General features: G+C 70.2%; 19 protein-coding genes. 9 read left to right on the top strand and 10 right to left on the bottom strand.

All coding sequences use genetic code 11. From position 1 onward, the window contains the following. The first annotated feature begins 6 nt into the window (after nucleotides 1-6). A complete protein-coding gene (locus ACTWPV_RS40390; protein WP_443155822.1) occupies nucleotides 7-834 on the top strand; it encodes an NmrA family NAD(P)-binding protein in 828 nt (275 codons plus the stop codon). A gap of 79 nt (nucleotides 835-913) precedes the next feature. Further along, nucleotides 914-1414 carry a nitroreductase family deazaflavin-dependent oxidoreductase gene (locus ACTWPV_RS40395; protein WP_443155823.1) on the top strand — a complete coding sequence of 167 codons (501 nt, stop codon included), beginning with the start codon at nucleotides 914-916 and terminating at the stop codon, nucleotides 1412-1414. Nucleotides 1415-1482: 68 nt separating this feature from the next. On the opposite strand, the gene ACTWPV_RS40400 is transcribed toward ACTWPV_RS40395, so the two are convergent. The 6 genes from ACTWPV_RS40400 to ACTWPV_RS40425 all read right to left on the bottom strand — a co-directional run bounded on the left by ACTWPV_RS40400 (nucleotide 1483) and on the right by ACTWPV_RS40425 (nucleotide 10662). Then, nucleotides 1483-4965 (bottom strand): lectin, encoded by a 3483-nt coding sequence (locus ACTWPV_RS40400; protein WP_443155824.1) that lies wholly within the window; start codon nucleotides 4963-4965, stop codon nucleotides 1483-1485. A 253-nt stretch (nucleotides 4966-5218) separates the two neighbouring features. Beyond that, on the bottom strand, nucleotides 5219-6052 hold the full coding sequence (locus ACTWPV_RS40405) for a sugar phosphate isomerase/epimerase family protein (protein WP_443155825.1): 834 nt from the start codon (nucleotides 6050-6052) through the stop codon (nucleotides 5219-5221). A 38-nt stretch (nucleotides 6053-6090) separates the two neighbouring features. Then, nucleotides 6091-7287, bottom strand: coding sequence for an ABC transporter substrate-binding protein (locus tag ACTWPV_RS40410; RefSeq protein WP_443155826.1), 1197 nt, complete (start codon nucleotides 7285-7287; stop codon nucleotides 6091-6093). Further along, nucleotides 7274-8224, bottom strand: a complete 951-nt coding sequence (locus ACTWPV_RS40415; protein ID WP_443155827.1) for an ABC transporter permease — start codon at nucleotides 8222-8224, stop codon at nucleotides 7274-7276. Before ACTWPV_RS40415 ends, ACTWPV_RS40410 begins: the two co-directional genes overlap by 14 nt. Further along, nucleotides 8221-9222, bottom strand: a complete 1002-nt coding sequence (locus ACTWPV_RS40420) for an ABC transporter permease (protein WP_443155828.1) — start codon at nucleotides 9220-9222, stop codon at nucleotides 8221-8223. Before ACTWPV_RS40420 ends, ACTWPV_RS40415 begins: the two co-directional genes overlap by 4 nt. Then, nucleotides 9223-10662 carry a sugar ABC transporter ATP-binding protein gene (locus ACTWPV_RS40425; RefSeq protein WP_443155829.1) on the bottom strand — a complete coding sequence of 480 codons (1440 nt, stop codon included), beginning with the start codon at nucleotides 10660-10662 and terminating at the stop codon, nucleotides 9223-9225. Between the two features lie 390 nt (nucleotides 10663-11052). On the opposite strand from ACTWPV_RS40425, the gene ACTWPV_RS40430 reads away from it, so the two are divergent. Genes ACTWPV_RS40430 through eboE form a run of 6 tightly spaced genes read left to right on the top strand, consistent with a single transcriptional unit; the run spans nucleotide 11053 to nucleotide 16306 of the window. Continuing rightward, entirely contained in the window at nucleotides 11053-12186 is a 1134-nt protein-coding gene (locus ACTWPV_RS40430; RefSeq protein WP_443155830.1) for an inositol-3-phosphate synthase, read from the top strand. After that, a complete protein-coding gene (locus tag ACTWPV_RS40435; RefSeq protein ID WP_347648701.1) occupies nucleotides 12183-13028 on the top strand; it encodes an SCO3242 family prenyltransferase in 846 nt (281 codons plus the stop codon). The genes ACTWPV_RS40430 and ACTWPV_RS40435 overlap by 4 nt, the downstream gene beginning before the upstream one ends. Continuing rightward, nucleotides 13025-13891 carry a sugar phosphate isomerase/epimerase family protein gene (locus ACTWPV_RS40440; RefSeq protein WP_443155831.1) on the top strand — a complete coding sequence of 289 codons (867 nt, stop codon included), beginning with the start codon at nucleotides 13025-13027 and terminating at the stop codon, nucleotides 13889-13891. Before ACTWPV_RS40435 ends, ACTWPV_RS40440 begins: the two co-directional genes overlap by 4 nt. After that, entirely contained in the window at nucleotides 13836-14342 is a 507-nt protein-coding gene (locus ACTWPV_RS40445) for an EboA domain-containing protein (RefSeq protein ID WP_443155832.1), read from the top strand. The genes ACTWPV_RS40440 and ACTWPV_RS40445 overlap by 56 nt, the downstream gene beginning before the upstream one ends. Then, complete coding sequence (locus tag ACTWPV_RS40450) at nucleotides 14343-15188, top strand: TatD family hydrolase (protein ID WP_443155833.1); 846 nt, start codon at nucleotides 14343-14345, stop codon at nucleotides 15186-15188. Nucleotides 15189-15190: 2 nt separating this feature from the next. Next, on the top strand, nucleotides 15191-16306 hold the full coding sequence (eboE, locus tag ACTWPV_RS40455) for a metabolite traffic protein EboE (RefSeq protein ID WP_443155834.1): 1116 nt from the start codon (nucleotides 15191-15193) through the stop codon (nucleotides 16304-16306). Between the two features lie 32 nt (nucleotides 16307-16338). On the opposite strand, the gene ACTWPV_RS40460 is transcribed toward eboE, so the two are convergent. Continuing rightward, the gene (locus tag ACTWPV_RS40460) at nucleotides 16339-17523 is read right to left on the bottom strand and encodes an RNA-guided endonuclease InsQ/TnpB family protein (protein ID WP_443155835.1); all 1185 of its coding nucleotides are present in this window, start codon (nucleotides 17521-17523) and stop codon (nucleotides 16339-16341) included. A gap of 179 nt (nucleotides 17524-17702) precedes the next feature. On the opposite strand from ACTWPV_RS40460, the gene ACTWPV_RS40465 reads away from it, so the two are divergent. Then, nucleotides 17703-19037, top strand: a complete 1335-nt coding sequence (locus tag ACTWPV_RS40465) for a nucleotide pyrophosphatase/phosphodiesterase family protein (RefSeq protein WP_443155836.1) — start codon at nucleotides 17703-17705, stop codon at nucleotides 19035-19037. An 89-nt stretch (nucleotides 19038-19126) separates the two neighbouring features. On the opposite strand, the gene ACTWPV_RS40470 is transcribed toward ACTWPV_RS40465, so the two are convergent. The 3 genes from ACTWPV_RS40470 to ACTWPV_RS40480 all read right to left on the bottom strand — a co-directional run bounded on the left by ACTWPV_RS40470 (nucleotide 19127) and on the right by ACTWPV_RS40480 (nucleotide 26187). Then, nucleotides 19127-20875 carry a ThuA domain-containing protein gene (locus tag ACTWPV_RS40470; RefSeq protein ID WP_443155837.1) on the bottom strand — a complete coding sequence of 583 codons (1749 nt, stop codon included), beginning with the start codon at nucleotides 20873-20875 and terminating at the stop codon, nucleotides 19127-19129. A gap of 11 nt (nucleotides 20876-20886) precedes the next feature. Next, nucleotides 20887-23706 (bottom strand): PQQ-dependent sugar dehydrogenase, encoded by a 2820-nt coding sequence (locus ACTWPV_RS40475; protein WP_443155838.1) that lies wholly within the window; start codon nucleotides 23704-23706, stop codon nucleotides 20887-20889. Between the two features lie 123 nt (nucleotides 23707-23829). Next, a complete protein-coding gene (locus ACTWPV_RS40480; RefSeq protein ID WP_443155839.1) occupies nucleotides 23830-26187 on the bottom strand; it encodes an RICIN domain-containing protein in 2358 nt (785 codons plus the stop codon). Between the last annotated feature and the right edge of the window lie 103 nt (nucleotides 26188-26290).

Below are 26290 nucleotides of genomic sequence, written 5' to 3' on the forward strand. Positions count from 1 at the left end.
AAGAACGTGATACTTGTAACCGGGGCCACCGGCCGGATCGGCGGCCGAGTCGTTCACGAACTGACCGCGGCGGGCGCCACCGTGCGGGCGCTCACCAGGCGTCCCGGCGAGGTTCAGCTGCCCGGCGGTGCCGTGGCCATGCTCGGCGATCTCCGGGTGGCGGCGTCCGTCGAGCCGGCGTTCGAGGGTGTGGACGTGGCCTACCTGTTCCCCGTGCCCGGGTGGCCCGTCGCCGACCTGCTGGCGCTCGCGCGCAAGGCCGGCGTACGCCGGATCGTCCTGCTGTCCTCGGCGACGCTCCCCGGCGGGCCCAGCCTGATCGAGCGGCAACACCACACCAATGAGGACGCCGTACGCGCCTCCGGCATGCTCTGCACGTTCGTCCGGCCGACCGCGTTCATGGCCAACGACCTGTCATGGGCTCCCTCGATCCGTGCCGAGGACACGGTGTACAACGCCTTCCCCGACGCCTCGCTGGCACCGGTCGACGAACACGACATCGCCGCGGTCGTCGCCGCCGCGTTGCTGGACGACGACCGCGCGGGCCACACGTACGAACTGTCCGGTCCGGAACCCCTGACCACCGTCGAACGGGTTGAGATCCTCGGCGAGGTTCTCGGGCGGCCCCTTCGCTTCGCCGAGTTGTCTCCGGAGGAACTCCGTACAGCCCTCGTCGCCCACCATCCACCCGCGGTCGCGGATGCCATGATCGGCGTTCTGGCCGCCGCCACCGGCACGACCGCCCCGATCCTCCCGGGGGTACACCAGGCCACCGGCGGCCCGCCGAACACGTATGCCGAGTGGGCCGGCAGACACGCTGATCGCTTCCGGTGAAGCCGAAGCGAGCAGACGACGATGCCGATGGCCGCTCTGTAAGCCGCCCCCATGACACGACCGATGAAAGGTGCATGACATGGCCGCCAGCCACTCCGGCAGGGCCGCCGGGCCGACAAAACCGTACCCTGCGGGCCGGATCGTCCGGGCGGGCAACACGATCGTCGGTGTGCTCATCCGCGCGGGCCTGATCCCCCGTGGCTATCTCCTGACCACCCGGGGCCGCAAGAGCGGCCGCCTGCGCACCCAGCCGGTGGCACTCGTCGAACACGAGGGCAGGCGCTGGTTGGTCGCCCCCTATGGGGCGGTTTCCTGGGTGCTCAACGCTCGCGCCGCCGGAAAGGTGATCTTGCGCCGCCGGTTCACCACACGCGCCTACACCATCCGGGAACTCGCGCCCATGGAGGCCGGACCCGTCCTGAAGCGCTATGTGGGCTTCTCGGCCCCCGCCCGACCGTATTTCCAGGCCACCAGGGACTCTCCGGTGGAGGACTTCATCGCCGAGGCCGGCCGCCACCCGGTGTTCGAGCTCACCCCGCTCGACGGCGACCCCTGGTCAGCGGTGTCACAGGCCGCTTGATCGCGCAAGGACGCTGGAGCCGGCCGGCGAAGGCGGGCCGGCTCCGGGGGGCGGGCGTCACATGGGGATCAGACGCGGGTCCACTTCTGGTTGTTCGCGCCGTTACATGACCAGATGTGCACTGTGGTGCCGTTGGCGGTGCCGGCGCCGCTGACGTCCAAGCACTTGTTCGCCCCGACCGCGGTGATGCTGCCGTCGGCGTTGATGCGCCACTTCTGGTTGTCCTGGCCGTTGCAGTCCCAGATGATCACCGCGGTGCCGTCCGCCGTCCCGGCCCCGTTCACGTCCAGGCACTTGCCGCCATAAACCCGCAGCTCACCCGCGCTGGTCGAGGTCCACTGCTGGTTGGCCTGCCCGTTGCAGTCCCAGATCTGCGCCTGCGCGCCGTTGGCCTGGGAAGCGCCGTTGACGTCCAGGCAGCGGTTCGACCCCGCGCCCCGCAGCGCGCTCGTGCTGCCGGGGGACGGGCCGTCACCGTGCCCGACGCCCCTGCCGTTGAAGGTGCTGGAGTCCACGTCGAACGAGTTCGCCGACGGCGCCTTGAACACGACGTGGACGTCGCGGGTCCCACCGGGGTCGGTGACCTGCACCGCGGGCAGCGACACGTAGGTGTTCCATCCCCCGGTCGCCGGTACGGGGCTGGAGGCGAGGAGGGGCCCGGTCGGCGAGTCGGCGTGCAGCTCGATGGACGCCCCGGTGTTGGACGGTGCCGAGACGCGGAAGGACACCGTGTCGATCCCGGACAGGTTGACCGGGCTGAAGGAGATCCAGTCATTGTTGGAGATGTCGCCGATGCGCCTACCGCCCTCGGCTCCGGACTCGTCGATGACGCGGATTCCGGACGAGCCGGTGAAGTGCTCGGCCTGCTTGTGTTTCGGCTGCAGGGTGAGGCCGGTGGAGCCCTTCAGGCCGCCGCTGTCGGTGTAGTCGGCGGACAGGACGTAGTAGACGTTGGAGGCCTCGTCATGGCCGGAGGCGGTGGTCGTGACCGTCCCGGAGCAACCGGTGTACTGGCCGGTGTCGTGGGCGTGCTGGTCATGGCCCAGTGCTGTGGTCACGTTGACCTTGCTGCAGTCGGCGGCGCCGTCCTCGGGGTCGGTGGCGTTCACCGCGTAGTCCACCTCGTCGCCGAAGTCGATGAAGCCGCCGTCGGGTGGTGCCGAGAAGGTCACCTCGGGGCGGGTGTTGCCGACGACGATCGGCAACGTGACGCTGCCGGTCTTCCCGCCGGAGTCCCGTACGGTCAGCTTGGCCGTGTAGGTCCCGTTGGCGGTGTAGGTGTGGGAGGGGTTGGCGCCGGCAGAGGTCCCGCCGTCGCCGAACTCCCACGCGTAGGTGATCGCGTCGCCGTCGGGGTCGGACGAACCGGCCGAGGAGAACGCCACCGTCAGCGGCGCCGTGCCCGAGTCGGGGTTGGCGCTCGCCTTGGCCAGGGGCGCGCGGTTCCCGGCCACGTAGTCGATCCGGTAGACGCTGTCGTCGGTGTTCGCGTGGCCGAAGCCGTTGCCCCAGTCGGCCATGTACAGGGCGCCGTCCGGACCGAACTTCATGTCGATCGGCGCATGCGGGGCCAGCTGTGCTGCCAGAGGGTTGATCTTCAGAAGGTTGCCCGAGGAGTCCAACGGGAGTTCCTTGACGAAGTTGCGGCTCCATTCGTAGAGGAACGGCGTGCCGTCGAAATACTCGGGGAACTTGCGGTCGGAGTCGCTGGCGTCGTCGTAGCGGTAGAAGGGGCCGCCCATCGGGGCGGCGCCGCCGCAGCAGTCGATCTCGGGGAACTCGGCCGAGGCGTGGTAGTCGTACCACACGGTCGCGGGCTTGGCCGCGGGCAGATCGGTCAGGCCGGTGTTGTTGGGCGAGTCGTTGACCGGCGCCGAGCAGTTGAACTTCGCGCCGGAGGTGTTGGTGGCGAAGTTGTAGTCGTTGAACGGGATGTTGTCACCGACGCAGTACGGCCAGCCGTAGAAGCCAGGCTCCTTGATCAGGTTCCACTCGACGGTGCCCTCGGGACCGCGGTTGGGGTTCGCCGCGCCGGCGTCTGGGCCATAGTCACCCAGCGAGATCCACCCCGTCACCTGGTCGACCGAGAAGCGGAACGGGTTGCGGAAGCCCATCGCGTAGATCTCCGGCCGCGTCTTGGCGGTGCCGGGCGCGAACAGGTTGCCGGACGGAATCGTGTACGTGCCATCGGATTCGGGGTGAATACGCAGGATCTTGCCGCGCAGGTCATCGGTGTTGGCCGAGGACCGCTGGGCGTCGTAATGTTCCCGGCCCTGCCGCTCGTCGATCGGGGTGTAGCCGCTGGACCCGTTCGGATTGGTGTCGTCACCCGGGCCGATGTACAGGTTCCCGCCCGGACCGAACGCGAGGTAGCCGCCGGTGTGGCCGGGCTCGTCGACGTGGCGGTACGCCGGAACCTCGATCAACTTCTTCTCACTCGACAGGTCGAGGCTGGTGCCGTCGAAGGTGAACCTCGACACCCGGTTGACCTCGTCGCCGCCGGACGGCGAGTAGTTGACGTAGATCCAGCCGGTGGTGGTGAAGTCCGGATCCAGCGCCAGCCCGATGCCGCCGTCCTCGCCGCCGTCGTACACCGAGAGGGTGCCGATGACGCGCGTGCCCCCGCCGTCGGTGGGGATCAGGTTGACCTTGCCCGAGCGCGAGATGTAGAAGACCCTGCCGTCGGCGGCCACGTCGAGTTCCATCGGCTGGTCCGGCGCGCCGTCGAGGGTCACCTTCTGGTACCGGTCCGCGACCGTGCCGCCGCAGTCGCCCGGCGCCGCGCCCGCCGCCCACTTCACCCCGCCCAGCAGGTGCTGCTGGAAGAGCGACTCAGCATAGGAGGACGTCTGGTGGCCCATCGCGGTGGCCCACACCCGGCCGCCCTCCGGGTTGTGGCACCAGGAGATCGGGTGGTCGGCGCCCATCGCGTTCGGCCCCGCGTCATAGGTGGTCTCGTCCGCGGTCACCAGGACGTGCACCGAGCCCCGCATGTTCTTGTCGAAGTTGTACCACTCCTCCGGGCGCACCCACCGGTCCGGCAGCCCCTCCGTGGAGGGGTGGGCCTTGTCGGCCACCTTGGCGGTGCCCTGCAGGATCGCCGAATGAGCGGTCATGTGGGCGCCGGCCAGGACGACCTGGTCCCACCAGGGAAACTGCGACTCGATGTTCATGTCGGTGGCGTTGTGGATCGCGACGACGCCGTGGCCACTGCGCACGTAGGCCTGGAAGGCCTGACGCTGGGCGTCGTTGTCCCACACCATGCCGCTGGTCTGGAACATGATCACCGCGTCGTAGGTGTTCAGCGTCGCGGTCGTGAAGACGGCGGAGTCCTCGCTGTGATCGAGCTGGAAGTCGTGGTCGATCGCCAGCTGCTCGAACATCGCGACGCCCGCGGGGATGGAGTCATGCCGGTAGGCGCCGCTCGCCGTCTCGGTGAACAGCAGCACCCTGAACTGAGGTTCGGCCGCGTGCGCCACGTGCGGGGACAACGACATCACGAGCCCTGATAAGGCTGCGACCAGGGCGGTGAACAGGCGTGATCTTCGCATGAAGGATCTCCTGAGGGGGTGTCGGCAGCGGTCCGAGCCGGAGGGCTACGAGGGAGACATGCGTCGTCTCGGCTCGCAAACGTACCCTTAAGCATGCTTATTTAGGGCTTTGATTCTTATCTTTTCGCATCTACTCCGCAGGCGCTTGGGCGGCGATCGCGGAAACCAACAGGTGGAAGGCAGTGACGGCCATCCGGAAGCCGTTTCGATGCCCCCGTCTCGGCGGGATAAGTATGAAACTTTCAGCTCGCTGTCAGAGGGCGCGTAGGTAGGCGAGGCCGTCCACGGCCAGCGCGTCCTGGCTCTCCGCGAGGGGCCGCCAGATGGAGGCCGCGGTGGCGATGCTCAGGTTGTGCGCGGTGAACGACTCGATGACGAGCGGCCCCTGATAGCCGGTGTCGCGCAGGGCCCGGACGAAGCCCGGCCAGTCGAAACGGTCGGCCCCCGGCGCGCCGCGGTCGGTGCCGCACACCTGCACGTGCGCGATGCGGTCCGCCGCGTCCCGCACCGCCTGGGCGGGATCCTTCTCCTCGATGTTCATGTGGTAGACGTCGAGTGCCAGGTGGCAGTCCTCGGGCAACGCCTCGAGCGCCTGCTCGACGGTGTTGAGAAGGCTGGTCTCGTACCGGTTGAGCGGCTCGACCGCGAGTTTCACCCCTCGCTCGGCCGCATGGTCCAGGACGGGCCGCAGATGCTCGCGCAACTCGGCGTAGACCCTCCCGCGTTCGTCCGGCGAGAGCCGCCACGTACGGCCGACCGAGGCGTACGCCGGCCCTCCGATCACCGGGGAGCCGACGGCCGCCGCCACGTCGACGCAGTGCCGCAGATAATCCTGGGTGTCGCGGACGGTCTCCGGGGAGGCGGCCACGAGCTCCCGCCCCGGCGGCATGACCAGCACCACGGACGCGGCCAGCCCGTGTTCGGCCAGCACCGCCGCGGCCCTGTCCGGGTTCCAGTCGCCGGGTCGCTCGACCGGCAGCTCGATGACGTCGAAACCCCACCGGGCGATGCGGGGCGCGAGCCGCGCCAGGTCGTCGTCGGTCAGCGGGGAGACCCAGACCCAGGTGTTCACTCCGATGGAGAACATGGCGTACCTCTTCGTCGTCGGTTCGCGAAAGGAGCCGATCAGCTCTTCTTCCCGCCCCAGACCTCGGGGAAGCCGGGCAGGTCCTCACAACCGCACAGCGCGTAGTGCAGCGGCGGCATGTCGGGCTTGAGGTAGGCCGACAGGTTCTCGCTGGTGACCTTCGGCTGCGGCAGGTTCCACATCTCGGGCACCTCCTCGCCCTTGAGGATCTTCAGAGCGGCGATGATCGGGGTCCGCCACTGGTAGGTCGGGTACGTGGGCGCGACGGCGGTGAGGTCGGCGTCCTTCCACTTCTGCAGGAAGTCCTGCTGGTCCTCCCCGTTGATCGGCGGCACCGGCAGGCCGGCGTCCTCGAACGCCTCGATCGCGGCCACCGCCGTGGCACCGGCGTCCATCCAGACGCCGTCGATCTTGCCGTGCCGCTGGATGTAGTCGCTGACGATGCTCTTGGTCCTGGCGGCGTCACCGTCGGTGAACTCCACCCCCACCACCTGGAGGCGGCTCTTGTCGAATACCACCTTCGCCGCCGACCAGCGGGTCTCCAGGACGTCGACACCGGGCAGGATGCGCAGCGCCAGCACCTTCCCGCCCTCCGGCACCTTCTCGGCCAGGAACTCGGCGGCGTCGGCGCCGAAGGCGTAGCCGCCGATGGGCTTGATGAACGTCACCGGGCAGTCCGTCTCCACGCCCCGGTCGAACACGATGACCGGCACCTTCGCGCAGGCGGCCGTCACGGCGGGGGTGAGCGTCGCCGTGGTGTTCGGCGAGACGATCAGGGCGTCGCAGCCCTTGGCCTGCAGCTCGGCGATGTCCGAGATCTGCTTGTCGTCCTTGCCCTCGGCATCCAGCGCGGTGAACTCCTCGATCTCCTCGTGCAGGCCCACCTCCGCCTGCATCGTCTTCCACCCGACCTGGCGCCAGGGGTTGTTGACCGCCGCGTTGGAGAAGCACAGGTGGTACGGCCCGTCCTTCTTGTACTGTGCCGTGTCGATCATCTTCGGGTCGATGGCCTGCTCCCAGGGCTTGGCCGCGGGGCCCTGAGGCGTCTGGGAACGCATGGCCAGCTGGGCGTCGAAGTCCGCCTGCACGAAGAACTTCGACTGCGCTCCTGTGCCCGAGTTCCCGGCGCTCGTGGCGGGCGGCGCGGGTCGGGTGGTGTCCGTCGGCTTGTCGGTGGTGCAGCCGGCGAGGACGAGCACGGCTGACAGGGCGATTGCGGCCTCAAGGCGCGGCATGAGCGTCTCCTCTTCGGGGGGTGGACTTCCAGGGAAGTCGGATGGCTCCCGCCGCGACCGCGGCGATGATGATGACGCCCTGGACGGTGGACTCCAGCGCCCCCGAGATTCCGTACAGGTTGAGCAGGGTGAACAGCGCCTCCAGCGTGACGGCCCCGGCCATGGCGGCCGGCACGGAGCCGCGGCCGCCGCCGAGCACCACGCCGCCGAGAACGACCGCCGTGATGGCGGAGAACTCCAGTCCCTGGCCCGCCTGCGCCGAGACCCCGGCGAAGCCGCCGAGCAGGATCGCCGCGACGGCCGCGGACAGGCCGGAGAGCATGAAGGCGAGGATCCTGACCCGGTCGACCCGGACCCCGGACAGTGCCGCGGCACGCTCGTTGTCACCGGTGGCCATGAGGGTCCGGCCGAAGTCGGCGCGCATGAGCCAGATCGCCGCCCCGCCCACGGCCAGCAGGATCAGCACCGACCACGGCAGCGGCCCGAGGGCGCCGCGGCCGAACATCCGGAAGCCCTCCGACAGCGCGCCGCGTGGCGCGCCACCGGTCCAGAGGAAGACCGCGCCGCTGAGGACGAGCAGCATGCCGAGCGTCACGATGAACGACGGCACCCGCAGCTTGGTGGTGCCCACGCCGTTGACCAGCCCGACGAGCAGTCCGACGACGACCAGCAGGGCGAGGACCGGCCAGGTGGCGGACTCGTCGCCGTCGATGAGCCGCGCGGCGATCACCACCTCGGCCGTCACCAGCGAGCCGATCGACAGGTCGAACTCGCCGGAGACGATGACGAAGTACTGTCCCGCGGCGAGGATCACCAGCGGCGCGGCCCGCTTGAGGAACGCCAGGAACCCGGCGGGTTCCAGGAAGTGGGGATTGGCGACCGCGATCGCGGCCAGCAGCACCACGAGGACCGCGAGGATGGGTAGTGCACGCTTCATGCCGACCGCCTCGCTCGGCGCCGGGCGTAGACGGCCACCGCGATGACGATGACCACGCCGCGGACCACGTCCTTGACGAAGGAGTTGACCTCGAGCTGGTTGAAGAGGGTGTCCAGGACGGCCAGCAGCAGGACCCCGCCCACGGTTCCGGCGACCCCGCCCTTGCCTCCGGCCAACGCGGTCCCGCCGAGCACGACCGCGGCGATGGACTCCAGGTCATAACCGCCATCGGTGCCCACCGTGGGCGCCCCCGCCCCGAGTCTGGCGGCCAGCAGCAGACCCGCGATGCCGGCGCAGACCGAGCAGAGCACGTGGGTGATCACGATGACGCGGGCCGTACGGATCCCGGACAGCCGGGCGACCTCCTCGTTGCCGCCCACCGCGTAGATCCGGTATCCCAGCCGGGTCCTGCTCAGCAGGAACCAGGCCGCGACGGCCACGCCTGCCCAGAGCATGGCGGAGACGGGTACCGGCCCGACGCGGGAGTACCCGAGAAGCTGGAACGACTCGGGCACCCTGCCCGCCGGGCCGTCGTACAGGTGGTCGACGATGCCCTTGATGATCAGAGCGACGCCGAGTGTGGCGATGAAGGCGTGGACCTGAAGCCTGGTGATGACCAGCCCGTTGACCAGCCCCACGAGCGAGCTGATGACCAGCACCGCGGCGACCGCCGGCCCGATGTTGCCGTCCTGGCCCGCCATGATCTCCGCCGCGACCAGCGAGGACAGGCTGATCAGGTACGCCACGGACAGGTCGAGCGACCCGGCCAGGATCGCCAGCGTCTGCCCGATCGCCACGATGCCGAGTGCGGCGGACCGCTGCTGGATCCCGACGATGCTTTCCATGGTGAGGAACTGGCCGCCGTCGAGCGCGACGAGGGCCCAGCCGATCGCGACCAGGCCGAGCAGCGCGAGGAACACGACCTGCGAGGGTTCGCGCAGGTGAGCCGCCAGACCGCCGTGCGCCTGGCCGCGGCGGGCGCGCGTGAGCAGGTGCATTCATGCCACCTCTCCCGCGGCCAGGCGCATGATGGCCTCCTCGGAGGTCCCGGCCGGCAGCGCGCCCGCGACACGGCCGTCGCGCAGGACGACCACCCGATCGCTCATGCCGATGAGCTCGGGCAGTTCGGAAGAGATCATCATGATGGCCATGCCGTCGTTCGCCAGTTCGCGCATCAGGTCGTGGATGGCGGCCTTGGCCCCGACGTCGACTCCCCGGGTCGGCTCGTCGAACAGCAGCACCCGGGGCGCCATCGTCATCCATTTGACGAGCACGACCTTCTGCTGGTTGCCGCCGGACAGGTAGCGGACCTCCTGGTCCTGGCGCGCGGGCGAGAGGCGTACCCGTTCGAGCAGGTCGCGGACGCCGTCGCGGTTGCGTGGGCCCACCGCGCGGGCGACGAGCAGGACGTTGTCGCGCACGGACTGGCGCAGCGCGAGCCCTTCGGCCTTGCGGTCCTCGGTCACGAGCCCGATGCCCATGGCCACGGCTTCCCGGACCGAGCGCGGGCGCTTCGGGATCATCTCGCCCGTGGTGAACGGCTCCGCCCCGAAGATCGCTTTGGCGAGCTCCGATCTGCCGGATCCCTGCAGGCCCGCGATGCCGACGATCTCCCCGGCACGCAGTTCCAGGTCTATGTCGTGGAGCTTGTGGTTGCCGGCCGCGCGCAGGCTGAGCCGTACCTCGCCGGCACCTTCCGAGCGGGGCGGGAAGTAGGTGCCGAGGTCACGGCCCACCATCAGGCGGATCAACTCGTCGGGGGTCACTTCGCCGATCGGGAGCGTGGTGACGCGCGAGCCGTCCTTGAGCACGGTGACCCGGTCGGCGAGATCGAACACCTCGCGTAATCGGTGGGAGATGTACACGACGGCGACGCCGCGTTCCCTCAACCGCCCGATCAGCCGGTAGAGCAACTCGACCTCGTGCTCGGCGAGCGCCGCGCTGGGCTCGTCCATGACGACGAGCCGCGCGTTCACCGACAACGCCTTGACGATCTCGACGATCTGCTGCTGGGCGACCGACAGGCGCTTGACGGCGTCGCGGGGACCGAAGGGATCCTCGCCCAGCTCGCCGAGGAGCCGCGCGGTCGCCTCCTCCATGGCGGCGCGGTCGACCAGGCCGCGTCTGACGGGCTCGCGCCCGAGGAACACGTTCTCAGCGACGGTGCGCTCGGGCAGCAGGTTGAACTCCTGGTAGATGATCGCGATGCCGGAGCGCTGCGCCTCGAGCGGATGGCCGAAGGAGACGGGCCGGCCGTCGATCTCGATCGTGCCCTCGTCCGGCGTGTGAACCCCGCAGATGATTTTCATCAGGGTGGATTTGCCCGCGCCGTTCTCGCCGACGACGGCGTGAACCTCGCCGGCCGTCACATCGAGGTCCACCCCGGACAGCACCCGCACGCCGAGGAAGCTCTTGCCGATGCCGCGCATGCTCAGCATCCGGTCAGCCTCCCCGCCCCCGGTGACCCCCGGGCGTGCACGGCAGGCAGCGAGGAGTAGGCGCCGTCCCTGCTCGGGGGCCATCGGCAGGTTTCAGGCCCATATCCGTCATGTTGCGGGATGCTAAGCGGGCTTATGTCGATGGTCAAGCAAAAGTCGGCCGCCAGCGCGACATAATTATGGAGCCGCGACGGGTGGCGTCCCCATGAAGAGCGGGTGTCGAGTACGCCCGACGCGGCGGACCGGCGGCGATGGCCGTAGGCGGCAGATGATAAGACAGCAATAAGCCTACTTATGCTTGACCATCGACAAAAATAGCTTTTACCATCGCGGAGACTTACCTACTGGATGCCTTCGCATGCGGGGTAGTCCCGGCACGATGGAGCTTTCATGGACAAGCTCGGTGTGTGGCTTATCGGGGCACGAGGATCCGTGGCGACCACTGCCATCGTGGGCGCCGCGGCCATCAAGGCGGGAGCGGCGTCCCCCCGTGGATGCGTGAGCGAGTCCGCCGGCTTCCCCGGGCGGCTGGTTCCGCTGACCGACCTGATCTTCGGCGGCCATGACGTCGCCGGGACCTCCTTACGCAAGCGCGCCGAACAGCTGGGCAGAGCAGAGGTCATATCGCCGGACTTACCGGGATTGCTCGCGCCCGATCTGGACGCCGCCGACGCCGAGATCCGGCCGGGCTACGTCCCCGGTGACGGCGGCCGGGCCGCGACCCGGCTGATCGACGACATCGCCGGCTTCCGCGCCCGGCACGGGCTGGCCCGGATGGTCGTCGTCAACGTGTCGTCGACCGAACCCCCGGTGGATCCGCGCCCCGAGTTCGAAAGGCTGGCCGATCTCGAGGAGCGGCTCGCCGTAGGGGACGACGTCCTGCCGCCGAGTTCGCTGTACGCCTATGCGGCGTTCCACGCGGGGTGCGGCTATGTGGAGTTCACCCCCTCCACCGGGCCGACCCTGCCCGCCCTGGCGGAACTCGCCGCCCAGCGGCGCGTGCCGTACGCGGGACGCGATGGAAAGACCGGCGAGACCCTGGTCAAGAGCGCCCTGGCGCCCATGTTCGCCGACCGGGCGCTGCGCGTCCGCTCCTGGTCCGGGCTCAACCTGCTCGGCGGCGGCGACGGGGCGACACTCGCCGATCCTGCCGCCAGGTCCAGCAAGCGGCTCTCCAAGGACCAGGTCGTCGCGCAGGTCCTGGGAGGACCCGTGGAGGGTGAGACGCACATCGACTACGTCCCGGACCTCGGAGAGTGGAAGACCGCCTGGGACCACGTGAGCTTCGAGGGCTTTCTCGGCGTCCGGATGACGCTGCAGTTCACCTGGCAGGGCTGCGATTCGGCGCTGGCCGCTCCGCTCGTCCTGGACCTGGCCCGGCTGGTCGCGCGCGCGCACGAGAAGGGGCGGCACGGCGTCCAGCCCGAGCTCGGGTACTTCTTCAAGAGCCCGCTGGGGACGGGCGAGCACGCCCTGGCGGCCCAGTACGCCCGGCTGCGCGCCTTCGCCGAGGAGCTGTCATGAGGGCGCTGCTCGAACTGGTCCGCGCGCCCGCCGCGCTGTCGGTGCCGGGGGACACCATGGCGGGAGCCGCCGCCGCGGGGCGGCGCCCGGCACCCGGCCTGGCCCTGGCGTCGGTGCTCGTGTACTGGTCGGGAATGGCGCTCAACGACTGGGCGGACCGTGAGGCGGACGCCGTCGAGCGTCCCGAGCGCCCGATCCCGTCGGGCCGGGTCCGGCCGGGCGTCGCGCTCGGGCTCGCAGCCGCCCTGACCGGCGCGGGCCTGTCCACCGCCGCCCTCGCCGGCGGCCGTCGCGGTCTCGCCGTCGCCGGCCTGCTGGCCGGCGCGGTGTGGGCCTACGACCTGCGCCTCAAACGGACGGTGGCGGGACCGGCGGCGATGGCGGCCTGCCGCGTGCTCGACGTGCTTCTGGGCGCGGGCGAGCAGGCGAGGTCCGCGGTGCCGGCAGCGCTGGCGATAGGCGCGCACACCTACGGGATCAGCGTCCTCGGCCGCGCCGAGGTGACGGGGGCGACCCGCGGGACCGCCGAGCGCGCGCTCGTGGCCAGCACCGTGGCGGCCGGGCTCGCGGCCGCCTCCTGCGTGCGGGGCGGAGCCACGGCCCGGACCGGAGCGGGCGTCCTCATCGCCGGCTATCTCGCCTCCACCCTTCCGGTCCAGGCCGGGTTACGGACCCTTCCCGACCCCGAGAACGTGCGGCAGGCCGTCCGCCTGAGCATTCTCGGCCTGATCCCGCTCCAGGCGGCGGCGGTCGCCGGTGGCGGACGGTTCGCGATGGCGGGCGCGCTGCTGTGTTCGCTCCCCGTGGGAAGGTGGCTCTCATCCCGGCTGGCGACATCGTGAGGTGGGCCTACTGCACCAACGGCTTCTCCGGCCACCGGCTTCCCGAGGCGCTCGCGGTCCTGGCCGACCTGGGGTACACCGGTGCGGCCATCACGCTCGACCACGGTCATCTCGACCCCCACTCCCCCGGGCTGGCCGCGGAGGTGTCCAGGATCGCCGGGATCCTCGATCGCCTCGGCCTCGCTGCCGTCGTCGAGACGGGCGGGCGCTACACCCTCGATCCCCTGCGCAAACACCATCCGACCCTCATCAGCGACGGCGCCGGGCGCAGAGCGGAGTTTCTCATCACGGCGATGCGCGTCGCCGCCGACCTGGGCGCTCCCGTGGTGCACCTGTGGAGCGGCGTCCGGCCCGACGGCGTGCCGGAGGAGGAGGCGTACACGCGGCTGGCCCGCCAGTGCGCACGACTGCTCGACGAGGCCGATCAGGTGGGCGTCACGCTGGGATTCGAACCCGAACCCGGGATGCTCGTCGCCGACCTGGACGGCTTCGAGCGGCTGCGCGCGATGCTCGGCGCCCCTACCCGGTTCGGTCTCACCCTCGACATCGGGCACTGTCACTGCATCGAGCGGGAGGACCTGGACACCTGTGTCCGGCGGGCGCTGCCGTACGCCGTGCACGTGCAGATCGAGGACATGCGCCGGGGGGTCCACGAGCACCTGGAATTCGGCGAGGGTGAGATCGACTTCGCGCCGGTGCTCGCCGCTCTGCACGGCTACCCGGGTTTGGTGGCCGTGGAGCTGGCCCGGCACAGCCATGCGGCCCCGCAGGTCGCCCGCCGATCGATCGACTTCTTGAGGAGGGCACATGAAGGAGCCGGCACAGGAGTGGCTGGCCCAGGCCGCCCGGCAGGTCGAAGCTGACCCGCTGGCGATCCACCGGCTCTTCCCGCAGGCCGAACGGCGGGGCGGCCCGGGCGCCCGGCACGCGCTGCTCGGCGCGCTGCGCGGCCACCACGCGGTGATCCGGAGCCTGTACGAGGCCGGCGACAGCGGTGAGCGGCTGGCGATTCTGACCGTCCTGCACGAGCTCGACCTGGAAGGCACGGCGGTCGCGCTGGTGGAGGACGCGCTTCGCAGCAATGACGCGCGGCTGGTCGCCGCGGCCCTCGGCCCGTACGGCTCGGCGTGGCTGGGCGACCACTCCTTCCGGCAAGGGGTGCTCAAGTGCGTCTTCATGTCGATCCCCCTGGTGGCGGTGGCCGAGCTGGACCGCCGTTTCGACGCCGAGCTGGCCCGGATGTTGTCGGACTACGCGGCGGAGTTGCGGGCGGCCGGCCGGCCCGTCCCGCGCGACGTCCTGGAGAGGATCTGAATGCGCATCTTCGACCCCCACGTCCACATGACCTCCCGGACCACCGACGACTACCAGCGCATGCACGCCGCGGGGGTCCGGGCCGTCGTCGAACCCGCCTTCTGGCTGGGGCAGCCCCGTACCCATGTGGGCAGCTTCCTCGACTACTTCGACGCGCTGCTCGGCTGGGAGCCCTATCGCGCCGCGCAGTACGGCATCCGCCACCACTGCGCGCTCGCGCTCAACCCGAAGGAGGCGAACGATCCGCGATGCGCGGCGGTGCTGGCCGAGTTGCCGCGATACCTGCTGAAGGACTCCGTCGTCGCGGTCGGCGAGGTCGGCTACGACTCGATGACGGCAGAGGAGGAACGGGCGTTCGAGGCGCAGCTCGCCCTGGCACAGGAGAATGATCTTCCGGTACTCGTGCACACCCCGCATCGGGACAAGGCCGGGGGCACCCGCCGGACGCTCGACGTGGTGCGGGCGGCCGGGACACCCCCCGCGCGGGTGCTCATCGACCACCTCAACGAGGTGACCGTCGGCATGGTCGCGGACTCGGGCTGCTGGATGGGGTTCTCCATCTACCCGGACACCAAGATGGACCCGGACCGGATGGTGACCCTGCTCAAGGAGTACGGCACGGACAGGATGCTGGTGAACTCGGCCGCCGACTGGGGGCGCAGCGATCCGCTGAAGACGCGCGAGGTGGCCGACGTCATGCTCGCGGCCGGCTTCGGCGAGGACGACGTGGATCGGGTGCTGTGGCGCAATCCGGTCGCCTTCTACGGGCAGAGTGGCCGGCTTGACCTCGAGAGCGGCCCCGTAGCAGGCCCTGACCACGCCGGCAACACGATCAAGCGGGGCTGACCATGCGGCTGCGCCATGCGGACGGCTCGACGGTGCACCTGTCCTACTGCACCAATGTCCACGCCGCGGAGGATCTCCCCGGCATCCACGGTCAGCTGTCCGGCGTCGCGGCGCGGGTCAGGCGCCTGCTCGGCGTCGAACGGCTCGGGCTCGGGCTGTGGCTGTCCCGGCACGCCGCCGCGGACCTCACCGCCCGGCCCGGGGAACTCGCGGCGCTGCGCGAGCGGCTGACCGCGCTCGGGCTGGAGGTCGTGACCCTCAACGGGTTCCCCTACCGCGGCTTCCACGACGAGATCGTGAAGTACCGCGTCTACACCCCTGACTGGGCCGACGCGGAGCGGCTGCGCCACACGCTCGGGCTCGCCGGGATCCTCGCCTCGCTGCTGCCGGACGACGTCACCGAGGGCACGATCTCGACCCTGCCTCTCGCCTGGCGGACCGGGTGGACGAGAGAGAAGGCGGCGGCGGTGATGGCCAATCTCGACGCGGTCGCCGAGGGCCTGCGCGCGCTGGCCGGCCGTACCGGCAAGGTGATCCGGCTGGGCTTCGAGCCGGAGCCCGGCTGCATCGTCGAGACGACGTCCCAGGCGGGCGCCCTGCTGAGTGACGTGGACCACGACCACCTCGGTCTCTGTCTGGACGCCTGCCACATGGCCGTGGGTTTCGAGGAGCCTGACGCGGGCGCCGCCTGCGGGTTGCCGATCGTGAAGCTCCAGGCGTCGTGCGCGTTGGTGGCGCCGCCGCGGGCGCAGCGGGCCCTGGCCGCGTTCGACGAGCCCCGCTTCCTCCACCAGACGCGCTCGGCCAGCGGATACACCGACGACCTGGGCGAGGCCCTGGCCGGTGGCCTGCCCGCGGACGAGAGCTGGCGGGTGCACTTCCACGTCCCGCTGCACGACGCGCCGCCCCCTCCGCTCGCCACCAGCGCCCCCTACCTGCGGCGCCTGCTGGAGGTGCTTGTCGGCAGGGAGCGTCCGCTGACCAGGCACGTCGAGGTGGAGACCTACACGTGGAACGTGCTTCCCGGCGCGCCGGCCGACATCGCGCACGGCATCGCCGCCGAGCTCCACTGGATGCGGGCGCAGCTGGCCGCCCTCGGGCTGAAGGAGACGTGGTGACTCCTCCGCTCCCTGAAGGGAGCGGCTTCTCGCTAAGCCGCTTGCGCAGCCTGGCGAAGGGCAAGCCCTGCCCTCACGATGTTGACCGCCGCGTTGACGTCGGCGTGCGCGGCATGCCCGCACGCCGTGCAGGCGAACCCGGCCTGGGTGACGCGGTTCTCCTTCGCGCAGTGCCCGCAGCGGGCGCAGGTGCGGGAGGTGCCGGCGGGGTTCACCGCGATCAGCTTGCGACCGGCGCTTTCAGCCTTGTACGCGAGGATCGTCAGGAACACCCCCCAACCCGCGTCCAGGATCGACCGGTTCAAGCCGGACTTGGCGGCGACGCCCCGGCCGGGAGCTTCGATCGTGCCCGCCGCCGAGCGGGTCATGTGCGCGATCCGCAGGTCCTCGTGCACGATCACGTCATAGGCGCGGACCAGGGCGAGCGCGGCCTTGTGCGCGCCGTCCAGACGTTGCCTGCGCACCCTGGCGTGCAGCGCGGCCACGCGGGCCACCGCCTTACGCCGCCGCTTGGAACCCCGTTCCTTCCGGGCCAGAACCCGCTGCGCGGCCGCCAGCCGGTCAGCGGACGCGGCCAGGGGGCGGGGGTTGCTCAGATGCTCCCCGTCGCTGGTCGTGACGAGGGACGCCACGCCCATGTCGATCCCGGCCACCGCGCCGGTGGCGGGCAGCGGTCCGGCGGGCACGTCGTCGCACGACAGCACCACGAACCATCGGTTGCCTTCCCGCTTCACCGCGATCGTCTTCACCCGGCCCTTGACCGCGCGGTGCCGGTGGACGCGGACATGCCCGACGCCCTGGAGGCGCACGTAGGTGACGGTCGGGTGCTCGGGCTGGGAGTCCCACCGGCAGCCGTCGCCGTCCTTCGGCCACTCGACCGTGTCGAACCGGCCACGCCCCTTGAAACGCGGAAACCCCGGCGCGCGACCCTCGCCGACCCGCGTGAAGAACGCGCGAAACGCCTTGTCCAGCCGTCGCAGCGTGGCCTGCTGGGAGGAGAACGACCAACGCCCCTGCCCGCCGGAGTCGTCGGCGCGGATGTGTTTCAGCTCGGCCGACTGCTCGCCGTACCGGACACTCACGCCCGCCTTCGCGTAGGCGGTGCGGCGGTGCTCCAAAGCCGCATTGTAGAGTTGCCGGTGGTCCTCCAGGCACGCCGCCAGCGCCGCCGCCTGCCGGGCGGTGGGGCGCAGCAGAAATCGGAACGACCTGCGCACACCCACCCCCCGTCACGTTCGGTAACGACACCGCCACGATATCGGCTGGCGCCGACAAAACCAGGAAGGACATCCGTGATGCGCGGACCCGACAAGTCAGGGCACGCTCGGGCCTTGACGGCCCTCCCGCTCCCGATTCACCCGTCGCCCCAAGACGACGGTCCCCTCGGGAGACTCTGATGGCACCGCTGATCGTGATCAATGCGGTCGGGCTCACCCCGCGCCTTCTCGCGCACATGCCGAATGTGGCGAAAGTGGGCTCGGCGGCCGCGCTGCGGCCCGTGCTGCCCGCCGTCACCTGCTCGATGCAGGCCACCCTGCTGACCGGTTCGATGCCCCGCGACCACGGCATCGTGGGAAACGGGTGGTACTTCCGGGATCTCGGCGAGGTGCTGCTGTGGCGCCAGCACAACGCGCTCATCCAGGGCGACCAGCTGTGGACCGCCGCGACCGGCCTGCGCACCGCCAACGTCTGCTGGTGGTACGCGATGGGCGCGCCCACCGACCTGCTCGTCACCCCGCGTCCCGTCTACCACGCCGACGGCCGCAAGTCTCCCGACTGCTACACCCGCCCGCCCGCACTCCACGACGACCTCGAGGCCGCACTGGGGCCGTTCCCCCTGTTCACCTACTGGGGACCCAACGCGGGGATCGCCTCCTCCGAATGGATCATCGCCGCGGCCCGCCGCATCCTGGCCCGCGAACGGCCGGATCTGCTGCTGGTCTACGTGCCGCACCTCGACTACGACCTCCAGCGGTACGGCCCCGCCGGTCCCGAGGCGATCGCGGCCGCCCGCGCCGTCGACGCCGCGCTGGCTCCGCTCCTGGCCGAGGACGCCGAGGTGGTCGTGCTCTCCGAATACGGCATCACCCCGGTGTCCCGCCCGGTGGACGTCAACCGGGCGCTGCGCACCGCGGGTCTCCTGGAGGTCTACGTCCAGGCCGGGATGGAGTACCTCGACCCGTGGACGTCCCGGGCCTTCGCCGTCGCCGACCACCAGGTGGCCCACGTGTACGTGCGCGACCCCGGCGACCTCGACCGCACCCGGGCCGTCATCGCCGAACTGGCCGGCGTGGACGAGGTGCTCGACCAGGCGGGGAAGGCGAAGTACGGGCTCGACCACGAGCGCGCCGGCGAGCTCGTCGCGGTGGCGGAGCCCGACGCCTGGTTCACCTATTACTACTGGCTCTCCGACGACCGCGCCCCGGATTTCGCCAGGCTCGTGGACATCCACCGCAAACCCGGCTACGACCCCGCCGAGTTGTTCATGGACCCGCGCGATCCGTTCGTCAAGCTGCGCGCGGGGGCGGCGCTCGCCAGGAAGAAGCTGGGGTTCCGGTACACGATGCGGGTGGTGCCGCTCGACCCGGCTCCGGTGCGGGGCAGCCATGGCCGGCTGCCGGATCTCCCCGACGACGGACCGCTGATCATCGCTCCCTTCGACCGTGACTCGTACGAGGCGACCGAGGTCAAGGGACTCCTGGCCTCCCTGGCCGCCCGGGCAGGACGCTGACCGCGCACCGGCACCGCGGTCGCGGTCGCTGCGCCCCGTGGCTCGCGCGGCCCCGGTCGAAGGGCCGCGCGAGGGTGTGGCCGAGAGCCTCAGACGTGGGTCCAGCGCTGGTTGGCTCCTCCGGTGCAGGCCCAGATGCGCGCCCTGGTGCCGTTGGCGGTGCCGCTGACGTCGAGGCACTTGTTCGCCCCGACCGCGGTGATGCTGCCGTCGGCGTTGATGCGCCACTTCTGGTTGTCCTGGCCGTTGCAGTCCCAGATGATCACCGCGGTGCCGTCCGCCGTCCCGGCCCCGTTCACGTCCAGGCACTTGCCGCCATAAACCCGCAGCTCACCCGCGCTGGTCGAGGTCCACTGCTGGTTCGCCTGGCCATGGCAGTCCCAGATCTGCGCCTGCGCGCCGTTGGCCCGCGAGGCGCCGCTGACGTCCAGGCACCGGTTCGACCCCGCACCCCGCAGCGCGCTCGTGCCGCCCGGCGTGCCGGCCAGTTCCTTGATGCGGATGTTGCGGAAGGACACCACGTCTCCGGACCCGTGGTTCTGGATGCCGATGTGGCCCTGCTGGAGCGAGCGGACCGGATCCGTGTTGGTGAAATCGTTGATTCTGCTGCCGTTCAGGAACACCTGCAGCCGCTCACCCTCCACCAGCAGCTCGTAGGTGTTCCACTCCCCCGGAGGGTTCAGCGCCGCGTCGCGGGCGGCGAGGTCGGCGGCCTGGAAACCGTAGATCGCCCCGGTCGTCCTGTCCGCGGTGTCGGTCGCGTCGATCTGCACCTCGTATCCGGTGTCGAGCGCCGCGTCGGGGTCGCCGGTGGCCGGGAACCCGACGATCACGCCGGAGTTGGAGTCGCCGGTCATCTTCCAGTCGAGCTTGAGGGAGTAGGAGCTGAACTCCTTGGAGTCGTACCACAACATCCCCATGCCGCCCTGGGAGGTCAGCGTGGCGTCACTGTTGGCGAACGACCCCGGCCCCGCCTGCGACCAGCCCGTCGTCGAGCCGTTGTACAACGTCGTGTACCCGGTCTCCGGGCGGCAGTCGGCGTTGGCGGCCCCGGCCGCGTACCGGATTCCGCCGAGCAGCAGCGTGCGGAAGTTCGGATCGGCGTACGACTCCTGGGTGTGTCCCAGGCCGGTGTAGAACGCGCGGCCCGAGGACTGTGGCCGGCACCAGGTGATCGGGTGATCGCCCATGCCGCCGCCGCTGTAGCTGCCCTCGTCCAGGCTCTGCAGCACCCGGACGTTCGGGCGCGGGTTGGAGCGGTAGTTGTACCACTCGTCGGTGCGTGACCAGGCCGCCCCGAGGTGGGCGGTCGCGGCGTGTGCCCGGTCCTCGTTCCGTACGGTGGCCTGCTGGATCGCCGGGTGGTTGCTGAACCAGGCTCCCATGAGCTGCCCGTAGTACGGCCAGTCGTACTCGGTGTCCGCGGCCGCATGCACCCCGACGTAACCGCCTCCGCCGTTCACGTACGTCTGGAAGGCGGCCTGCTGGGTGTCGTTCAGCACGTCACCGGTCGTGTTGAGGAACACCACCGCCTGGTACTGGGCCAGGTTGGCCGTGCTGAAGGCGCCCGAGTCCTCCGTCGCGTCGACGGCGAAGTCGTCGGCGGCCCCCAGGTCGCGGATGGCCTGGATCCCGGTGGGGATCGAGTCGTGCCGGAACCCGGCCGTCTTGGAGAACACCAGCACCTTGAAGGCGGCGGCCTGGGCGGGGATGGCGGGGATCATCGTCGCGGCGGCGATGATCGCCACCACCGCCACGGACAGCCGTCGCAGCACGGAGGGTGTTCGGTCGCTCCCCGCGGTGCGCCCGGGCGCGGAGGGGGTCGGATGTCGCAGCATGGTTGTCCCTTTCAGAGGCGGGTCCAGCGCTGGTTGGTTCCTCCTGTGCAGGTCCAGATGCGCGCCCTGGTGCCGTTGGCGGTGCCGCTGACGTCGAGGCACTTGTTCGCCCCGACCGCGGTGATGCTGCCGTCGGCGTTGATGCGCCATTTCTGGTTGTCCTGGCCGTTGCAGTCCCAGATGATCACCGCGGTGCCGTCCGCCGTCCCGGCCCCGTTCACGTCCAGGCACTTGCCGCCATAAACCCGCAGCTCACCCGCGCTGGTCGAGGTCCACTGCTGGTTGGCCTGCCCGTTGCAGTCCCAGATCTGCGCCTGCGCGCCGTTGGCCTGCGAGGCGCCGTTGACGTCCAGGCAGCGGCCCGACCCCACACCCTCCAAGGCACTCGTGCCTCCCGAGGGCGGGGTGCCGGTGTCGAGGGTGAAGGCGTCCACGTCGAACAGGTAACCCTGTCCGGTCGGACCGCGGAAGACCAGATACAGCGTCGTCGTGCCGGCCGGCGCGCCACTGAGGTTCGCCGAGACGTCGGTGAAGGTGTCCCAGCCGCCGGTGCTCGCCACGTCCGCCGTTCCCAGCAGCGTGCCCGTCGCCGAGCCCGCCCGCACCTCGATCCTGCCGCCCGCGCCGGCCGAGGACACCCGGGCCGTGATGCTCGTCGCGTTCGCCAGGATGTACGGCTGGAAGGAGATCCAGTCGCCGTCGTCGGTGAAGCCGACCGTCTCGCCGCCTTCCGCGGTGGCGTGCTCGGCCGTCTGGATGCCCTGCTGGGCGCCGAAGTGCTCAGCCTGCCGGTGCCGCGGCTGGAGCGTACGGGCGCTGGTGGAGGTCAGATCGCCCTTGTCGGTGTAGGAGGCCTCGAAGACGCCGTAGATGTTGGCCGCGGCGTCGTGCTCACCGTCGACCGGCACCGCGATGGAGCCCGAACAGCCGGTCCTGGAGGTGATCTGGTGGCGGTGGCTGTCGTGGCCGAGGAAGTAGGCGACGGTGACCTCGTCGCAGTCGATCGTGCCGTCCTCCGGGTCGCTGACGGTGACCTGGAAGGGCACGGTGTCTCCGAAGGAGAACAGTTGCCCGTCGGCAGGGGTGGTGAGGCTGACCGTCGGCGCGGTGTTGCCGACGGTCACGATCACGCTCGCCGTGCCGGTGAGACCCTGCGGATCCCGGACCGTGAGCGTCACCGTGTAGGTGCCGTTCGTGGTGTAGGTCTTGCTCGGATTCGCCGCCGTGGAGGTGGTGCCGTCACCGAAGTCCCACGAGAAGCTCAGCGCGCCGCCCTCCGGATCCGAGCTGCCCGCCGAGGAGAAGGTCACCGCCAGTGGAGCCGGTCCCGACGTCTTGTCGGCGGACACCTTGGCGATCGGATTGCGGTCGGCGCTGCCGATGTACTCGATGCGGTACAGCGCCTGGTTGTTGTTCCCGGTGCCGTAGTCGAGGACGTACAGGGCCCCGTCGGGGCCGAAGGCCATGTCCATCACCTGCGTCCCCGACCAGGGGAACGCCGAGATCTCCCCGTAGGCGCCGTCCGACCTGACCTCGATCGCCTTGATCCACCGCCGGCCGTACTCACCGGCGAAATACCGCCCGTCGAGCGCCTGGGGGAACTTGACGGCCGAATTCAGGTTGGGGTCGTAACGGTAGACCGGGCCACCCATCGGCGACTCCGACCCGGAGCCGAACTCCGGCGGGCTTCCGGCGTCCCCCGCGTACCGGATCCAGGCCGGCTTCGCCGGGGGCAGCGCGGTCAGGCCGGTGTTGCGGAAGGAGTTGTTGGCGGGGCCGCCCGCGCAGTCGTACTTCGGACCGGTGCTGTTGGTGGCGAAGTTCCACTCGTTGTAGGTCTCGCTGGTGGTGTTCGTGCCCGTGCAGTACGGCCATCCGTAGTTGCCGGGCCCGGTGATGCGATCGAACTCCACCTGCCCGCTCGGCCCGCGGCTGGAGCTGGTCACGCCCGCGTCGGGCCCGTAGTCGCCGAGATAGACGACGCCGGTCGCCTTGTCCACGCTCATCCGGAACGGGTTGCGGAAGCCCATCGCGTAGATCTCCGGCCGGGTCTTCGCCGTCCCCGGCGGGAACAGGTTGCCGTCGGGGATCGTGTAGCTGCCGTCGGGCTGCGGTTTGATGCGCAGGAGCTTGCCACGCAGGTCGTTGGTGTTGGCGGACGAGCGCTGGGCGTCGTACTGCGGGTTGCGGTTGGTCCGCTCGTCCAGCGGGGAGTAGCCGCTCGACTCGAACGGGTTGGTGTCGTCGCCGGTGGTCAGGTACAGGTTGCCGGCGGCGTCGAAGTCGATGTCCCCGCCCACGTGGCAGCACTGGCCACGGTCGTTCTGCACCCGGAGGACCACCTTCTCGCTGCTCATGTCGAGGGTGCCGTCCGTCTTGAGGGTGAACCGGGACAGGTAGAGCTCGCCCTTCCACTGGTCGAACTGGTCCTGCGTGCCGGTGCTCGGCGCATCGCCGTTCGGCGTGCTCAGCCGCGGGGAGTAGTAGAGCCAGAGGTGCCGGTTCGACGCGAAGCCGGGGTCGACCGCCACTCCCTGGAGGCCCTCCTCGTCGTGGGTGTAGACGTTGAGCCTGCCGGCCACCGTCGTGTCGCCGTCGACGTCGGTGACCCGGACCGTGCCGTCGCGCGCCGTGTGCACCACCGACCGGTTCGGCATCACGGCCAGCGACATCGCCTCACCCAGTTCCGCGCCACCCGACGCGAGGGACACCTGCTGGTAGTCGGACGCCGGGATGTCGAGGGCGTTCGCAGGGGAGGCGTTGAGCGCGAGCGCTCCGGGCATGATGAGCGCCATCGTGGTCAGCAGGGTGAGCCACGGACGTCGGGACATGAGTGTTCCCTCCTGCAGCAGGAAGACCGGTCAGGGCGAGGCGCCCGGGATTCTGCTCCGTGGCCGGAGGAGTGCCCCCTCCGGCCACGTCGGGAGACGAGGATCGTCGTCAGGCGGACGGTGTCAGGCGCGGGTCCACTTCTGGTTGGCGCCGCCGTGACAGCTCCAGATGTGCACTTCGGTGCCGTTGGCGGTGCCGGCGCCGCTGACGTCCAGGCACTTGTTCGCCCCGACCGCGGTGATGCTGCCGTCGGCGTTGATGCGCCACTTCTGGTTGTCCTGGCCGTTGCAGTCCCAGATGATCACCGCGGTGCCGTCCGCCGTCCCGGCCCCGTTCACGTCCAGGCACTTGCCGCCATAAACCCGCAGCTCACCCGCGCTGGTCGAGGTCCACTGCTGGTTGGCCTGCCCGTTGCAGTCCCAGATCTGCGCCTGCGCGCCGTTGGCCTGGGAAGCGCCGTTGACGTCCAGGCAGCGGCCCGACCCCACCCCCTTGTACGCGCTCGTGCTCCCCGGAGGCCGGTCCTGGGGCCCGGCGGACGCCATCACGGCCTGGGCGCCGGCCGGCCAGGCGCCGTTGGTGACGGTGACGTTGTTGTTCACCACGTTGCCGCGGTCGCCGTTGGTGACATTGGTGCTGCCGTTGGTCGACCAGTTGCCGGTGACGGTGAAGTCGCCCATGTTCTCGCCGTACCAGTAGTTGGCGGTGGCCCAGGTGCCGGTGTTCGACAGCACGTTGTTCCTGACGGTGTAGTGCCGCGAGCCCTCGTCGAAGTAGATGCCGAACCAGCCGTTGGTGCGCAGGCAGTGGTTGTCGCTGATCACCGCGCCCGGGTTCCACGACAGCGTGTAGATGCAGCCGCCGTCGGTCATCTGCTGCATGACGTCGTGCACGTAGTTGCCGATGAGCCGGTTGCCGGAGGCGGTGGTGGCCGTGGTGTAGCGCGGCTGGAAGTCGTACAGGCCGCGGTCGGCGTAGTGGGTGCTGCCGCCCGGCTCGTTGGCGCCCCAGCCGTACCCGATCGACATGCCGGTGTACGGCATGTTGTAGACCTCGTTGTGGGACACGTCGGTGCCGGTGACGTAGGTGGTCAGGACCGAGACGACGCCCCGGTGGTCCAGGCCGAGGTCGTGGATGGTGTTGTCGCTGACGGTGATGTTCCGGTTGACCATCCGCTGGTCACTCGGGTGGTGCGCGTCGGCGCGCACGCCGCCGACCACGATGCCGCCGGCCGAGCTACGGGCGATCTCCGACCGGGTGACCGTGATGTCGGCGGCGCCCAGGCCGACACCGCTGGCGTGCGCGTTGGCGTCGTTGCCGATGCCGATGGCCGTCTGTCCCAGGTTGACGAAGCGCGAGTCGGTGAAGGTGATGGTGTTCGCCGCGGAGACCTGCACGGCGGCCGGCATCTGGTGCCAGTTCGGCCGGGTCGCCTCGAACTGCCTGCAGCCCTGGTGGCAGGAGGTGAAGGCGGGCCAGTTCCAGTTGCCCGCTATGTAGGAGCCGGTCTGCTGGTCCACGTAGCCCTGGTCGCCGCTGGGGCCGAGCCAGCTCGTACCGGTGAAGGTGACCCCGCTGAACGCGATGTGGTGCGCGGGCGCGTCGTAGGTTCCCCCGACGTGCACCAGCGACTGGAGCACCGGCAGCTCCACGCTGGCGTTGCCCATGTTCTGCCCGGCGAGCGGGATGTAGGACAGGGCGCCCGTCGCCGGGTCGAGGTACCACTCCCCCGGCGAGTCGAGGAACTCGTAGGCGTTGACCAGATAGAGCGGGCCGGCCCGGTGCGGGCTGGTGAAGGTGTCGTACCCGAAGTTGTTGTTGTTCCAGGCGGGCTGCCGCATCGTGATGAGGTTTCCGCTGATGCTCCGCACCGGCGCGTACCGGTCGGTGAACGAGCCGACGCTCTCCATCTCGACCCGGCCCTGGTTGGCGAGGTTGTTCAGGTAGCTCAGCGCACCGCTGGTGAACCTCATTCCGGTGCTGCTCGCGGTGAAGTCGGACCGGTTGACGGCGGTGCGCGCCCGGGTGGCGAGCGCGCCGTCGACGTACAGCTGCCGGGTGTCGATCCCGGCGCCGACGTTGACGCGCCAGATGTTCTTTCCCGAGTCCGCCACGGTCCATCCGGTGACCGCCCTGGCTCCGCTGATGACCGGGACGGCCCCCTCCGCGGCCTGCCATCTGACTGAGTAGCCGTTGTTCCCGGAGTCGGCGGCGGTCAGCCTGAGCGGCGCGGACAGCCGATACACCCCGCCCGCCAGCTCCACGACGATGTCACCGGACATCCCGGCGTTCAGCGAACGTACCGCCGCCTGCGCCTCGGTCAGCGAGCACGGCTGGGCGGAGGTGCAGGCGGTGCCGGTGCCGGCGGGAGACGCGTGCAGGGTCGTGGTGGCCGCGACGGCCGGGGTGGCGGAGGCGACGAGGGCGGACGCCGCGGCCAGCGCGGCGGTGACGACGCCGATCAGGATCGGTCTCAGCATCGTGACGGATGGACGTAAGGGCACAGTTGTTCCTTCGGGGGGTAGGCGTATGGCCAGGTCACACCCTGATCCTCAGACAGGTGACGCCTTCGCGGGGTGGAGC

The sequence above is a fragment of the Nonomuraea sp. KM88 genome (assembly GCF_052245635.1).
GTDB lineage: Bacteria > Actinomycetota > Actinomycetes > Streptosporangiales > Streptosporangiaceae > Nonomuraea.

Bases quoted from the DNA above. Each gene is read 5' to 3' on its own strand.
- ACTWPV_RS40445 (WP_443155832.1), top strand. From the start codon at position 13,836: ATGAAGGAGCCGGCACAGGAGTGGCTGGCCCAGGCCGCCCGGCAGGTC.
- ACTWPV_RS40430 (WP_443155830.1), top strand. From the start codon at position 11,053: ATGGACAAGCTCGGTGTGTGGCTTATCGGGGCACGAGGATCCGTGGCG.
- ACTWPV_RS40450 (WP_443155833.1), top strand. From the start codon at position 14,343: ATGCGCATCTTCGACCCCCACGTCCACATGACCTCCCGGACCACCGAC.
- ACTWPV_RS40465 (WP_443155836.1), top strand. From the start codon at position 17,703: ATGGCACCGCTGATCGTGATCAATGCGGTCGGGCTCACCCCGCGCCTT.
- ACTWPV_RS40480 (WP_443155839.1), bottom strand. From the start codon at position 26,187: ATGCTGAGACCGATCCTGATCGGCGTCGTCACCGCCGCGCTGGCCGCG.
- ACTWPV_RS40470 (WP_443155837.1), bottom strand. From the start codon at position 20,875: ATGCTGCGACATCCGACCCCCTCCGCGCCCGGGCGCACCGCGGGGAGC.
- ACTWPV_RS40420 (WP_443155828.1), bottom strand. From the start codon at position 9,222: ATGCACCTGCTCACGCGCGCCCGCCGCGGCCAGGCGCACGGCGGTCTG.
- eboE (WP_443155834.1), top strand. From the start codon at position 15,191: ATGCGGCTGCGCCATGCGGACGGCTCGACGGTGCACCTGTCCTACTGC.
- ACTWPV_RS40405 (WP_443155825.1), bottom strand. From the start codon at position 6,052: ATGTTCTCCATCGGAGTGAACACCTGGGTCTGGGTCTCCCCGCTGACC.
- ACTWPV_RS40425 (WP_443155829.1), bottom strand. From the start codon at position 10,662: ATGCTGAGCATGCGCGGCATCGGCAAGAGCTTCCTCGGCGTGCGGGTG.
- ACTWPV_RS40410 (WP_443155826.1), bottom strand. From the start codon at position 7,287: ATGCCGCGCCTTGAGGCCGCAATCGCCCTGTCAGCCGTGCTCGTCCTC.
- ACTWPV_RS40415 (WP_443155827.1), bottom strand. From the start codon at position 8,224: ATGAAGCGTGCACTACCCATCCTCGCGGTCCTCGTGGTGCTGCTGGCC.
- ACTWPV_RS40475 (WP_443155838.1), bottom strand. From the start codon at position 23,706: ATGTCCCGACGTCCGTGGCTCACCCTGCTGACCACGATGGCGCTCATC.
- ACTWPV_RS40435 (WP_347648701.1), top strand. From the start codon at position 12,183: ATGAGGGCGCTGCTCGAACTGGTCCGCGCGCCCGCCGCGCTGTCGGTG.
- ACTWPV_RS40400 (WP_443155824.1), bottom strand. From the start codon at position 4,965: ATGCGAAGATCACGCCTGTTCACCGCCCTGGTCGCAGCCTTATCAGGG.
- ACTWPV_RS40395 (WP_443155823.1), top strand. From the start codon at position 914: ATGGCCGCCAGCCACTCCGGCAGGGCCGCCGGGCCGACAAAACCGTAC.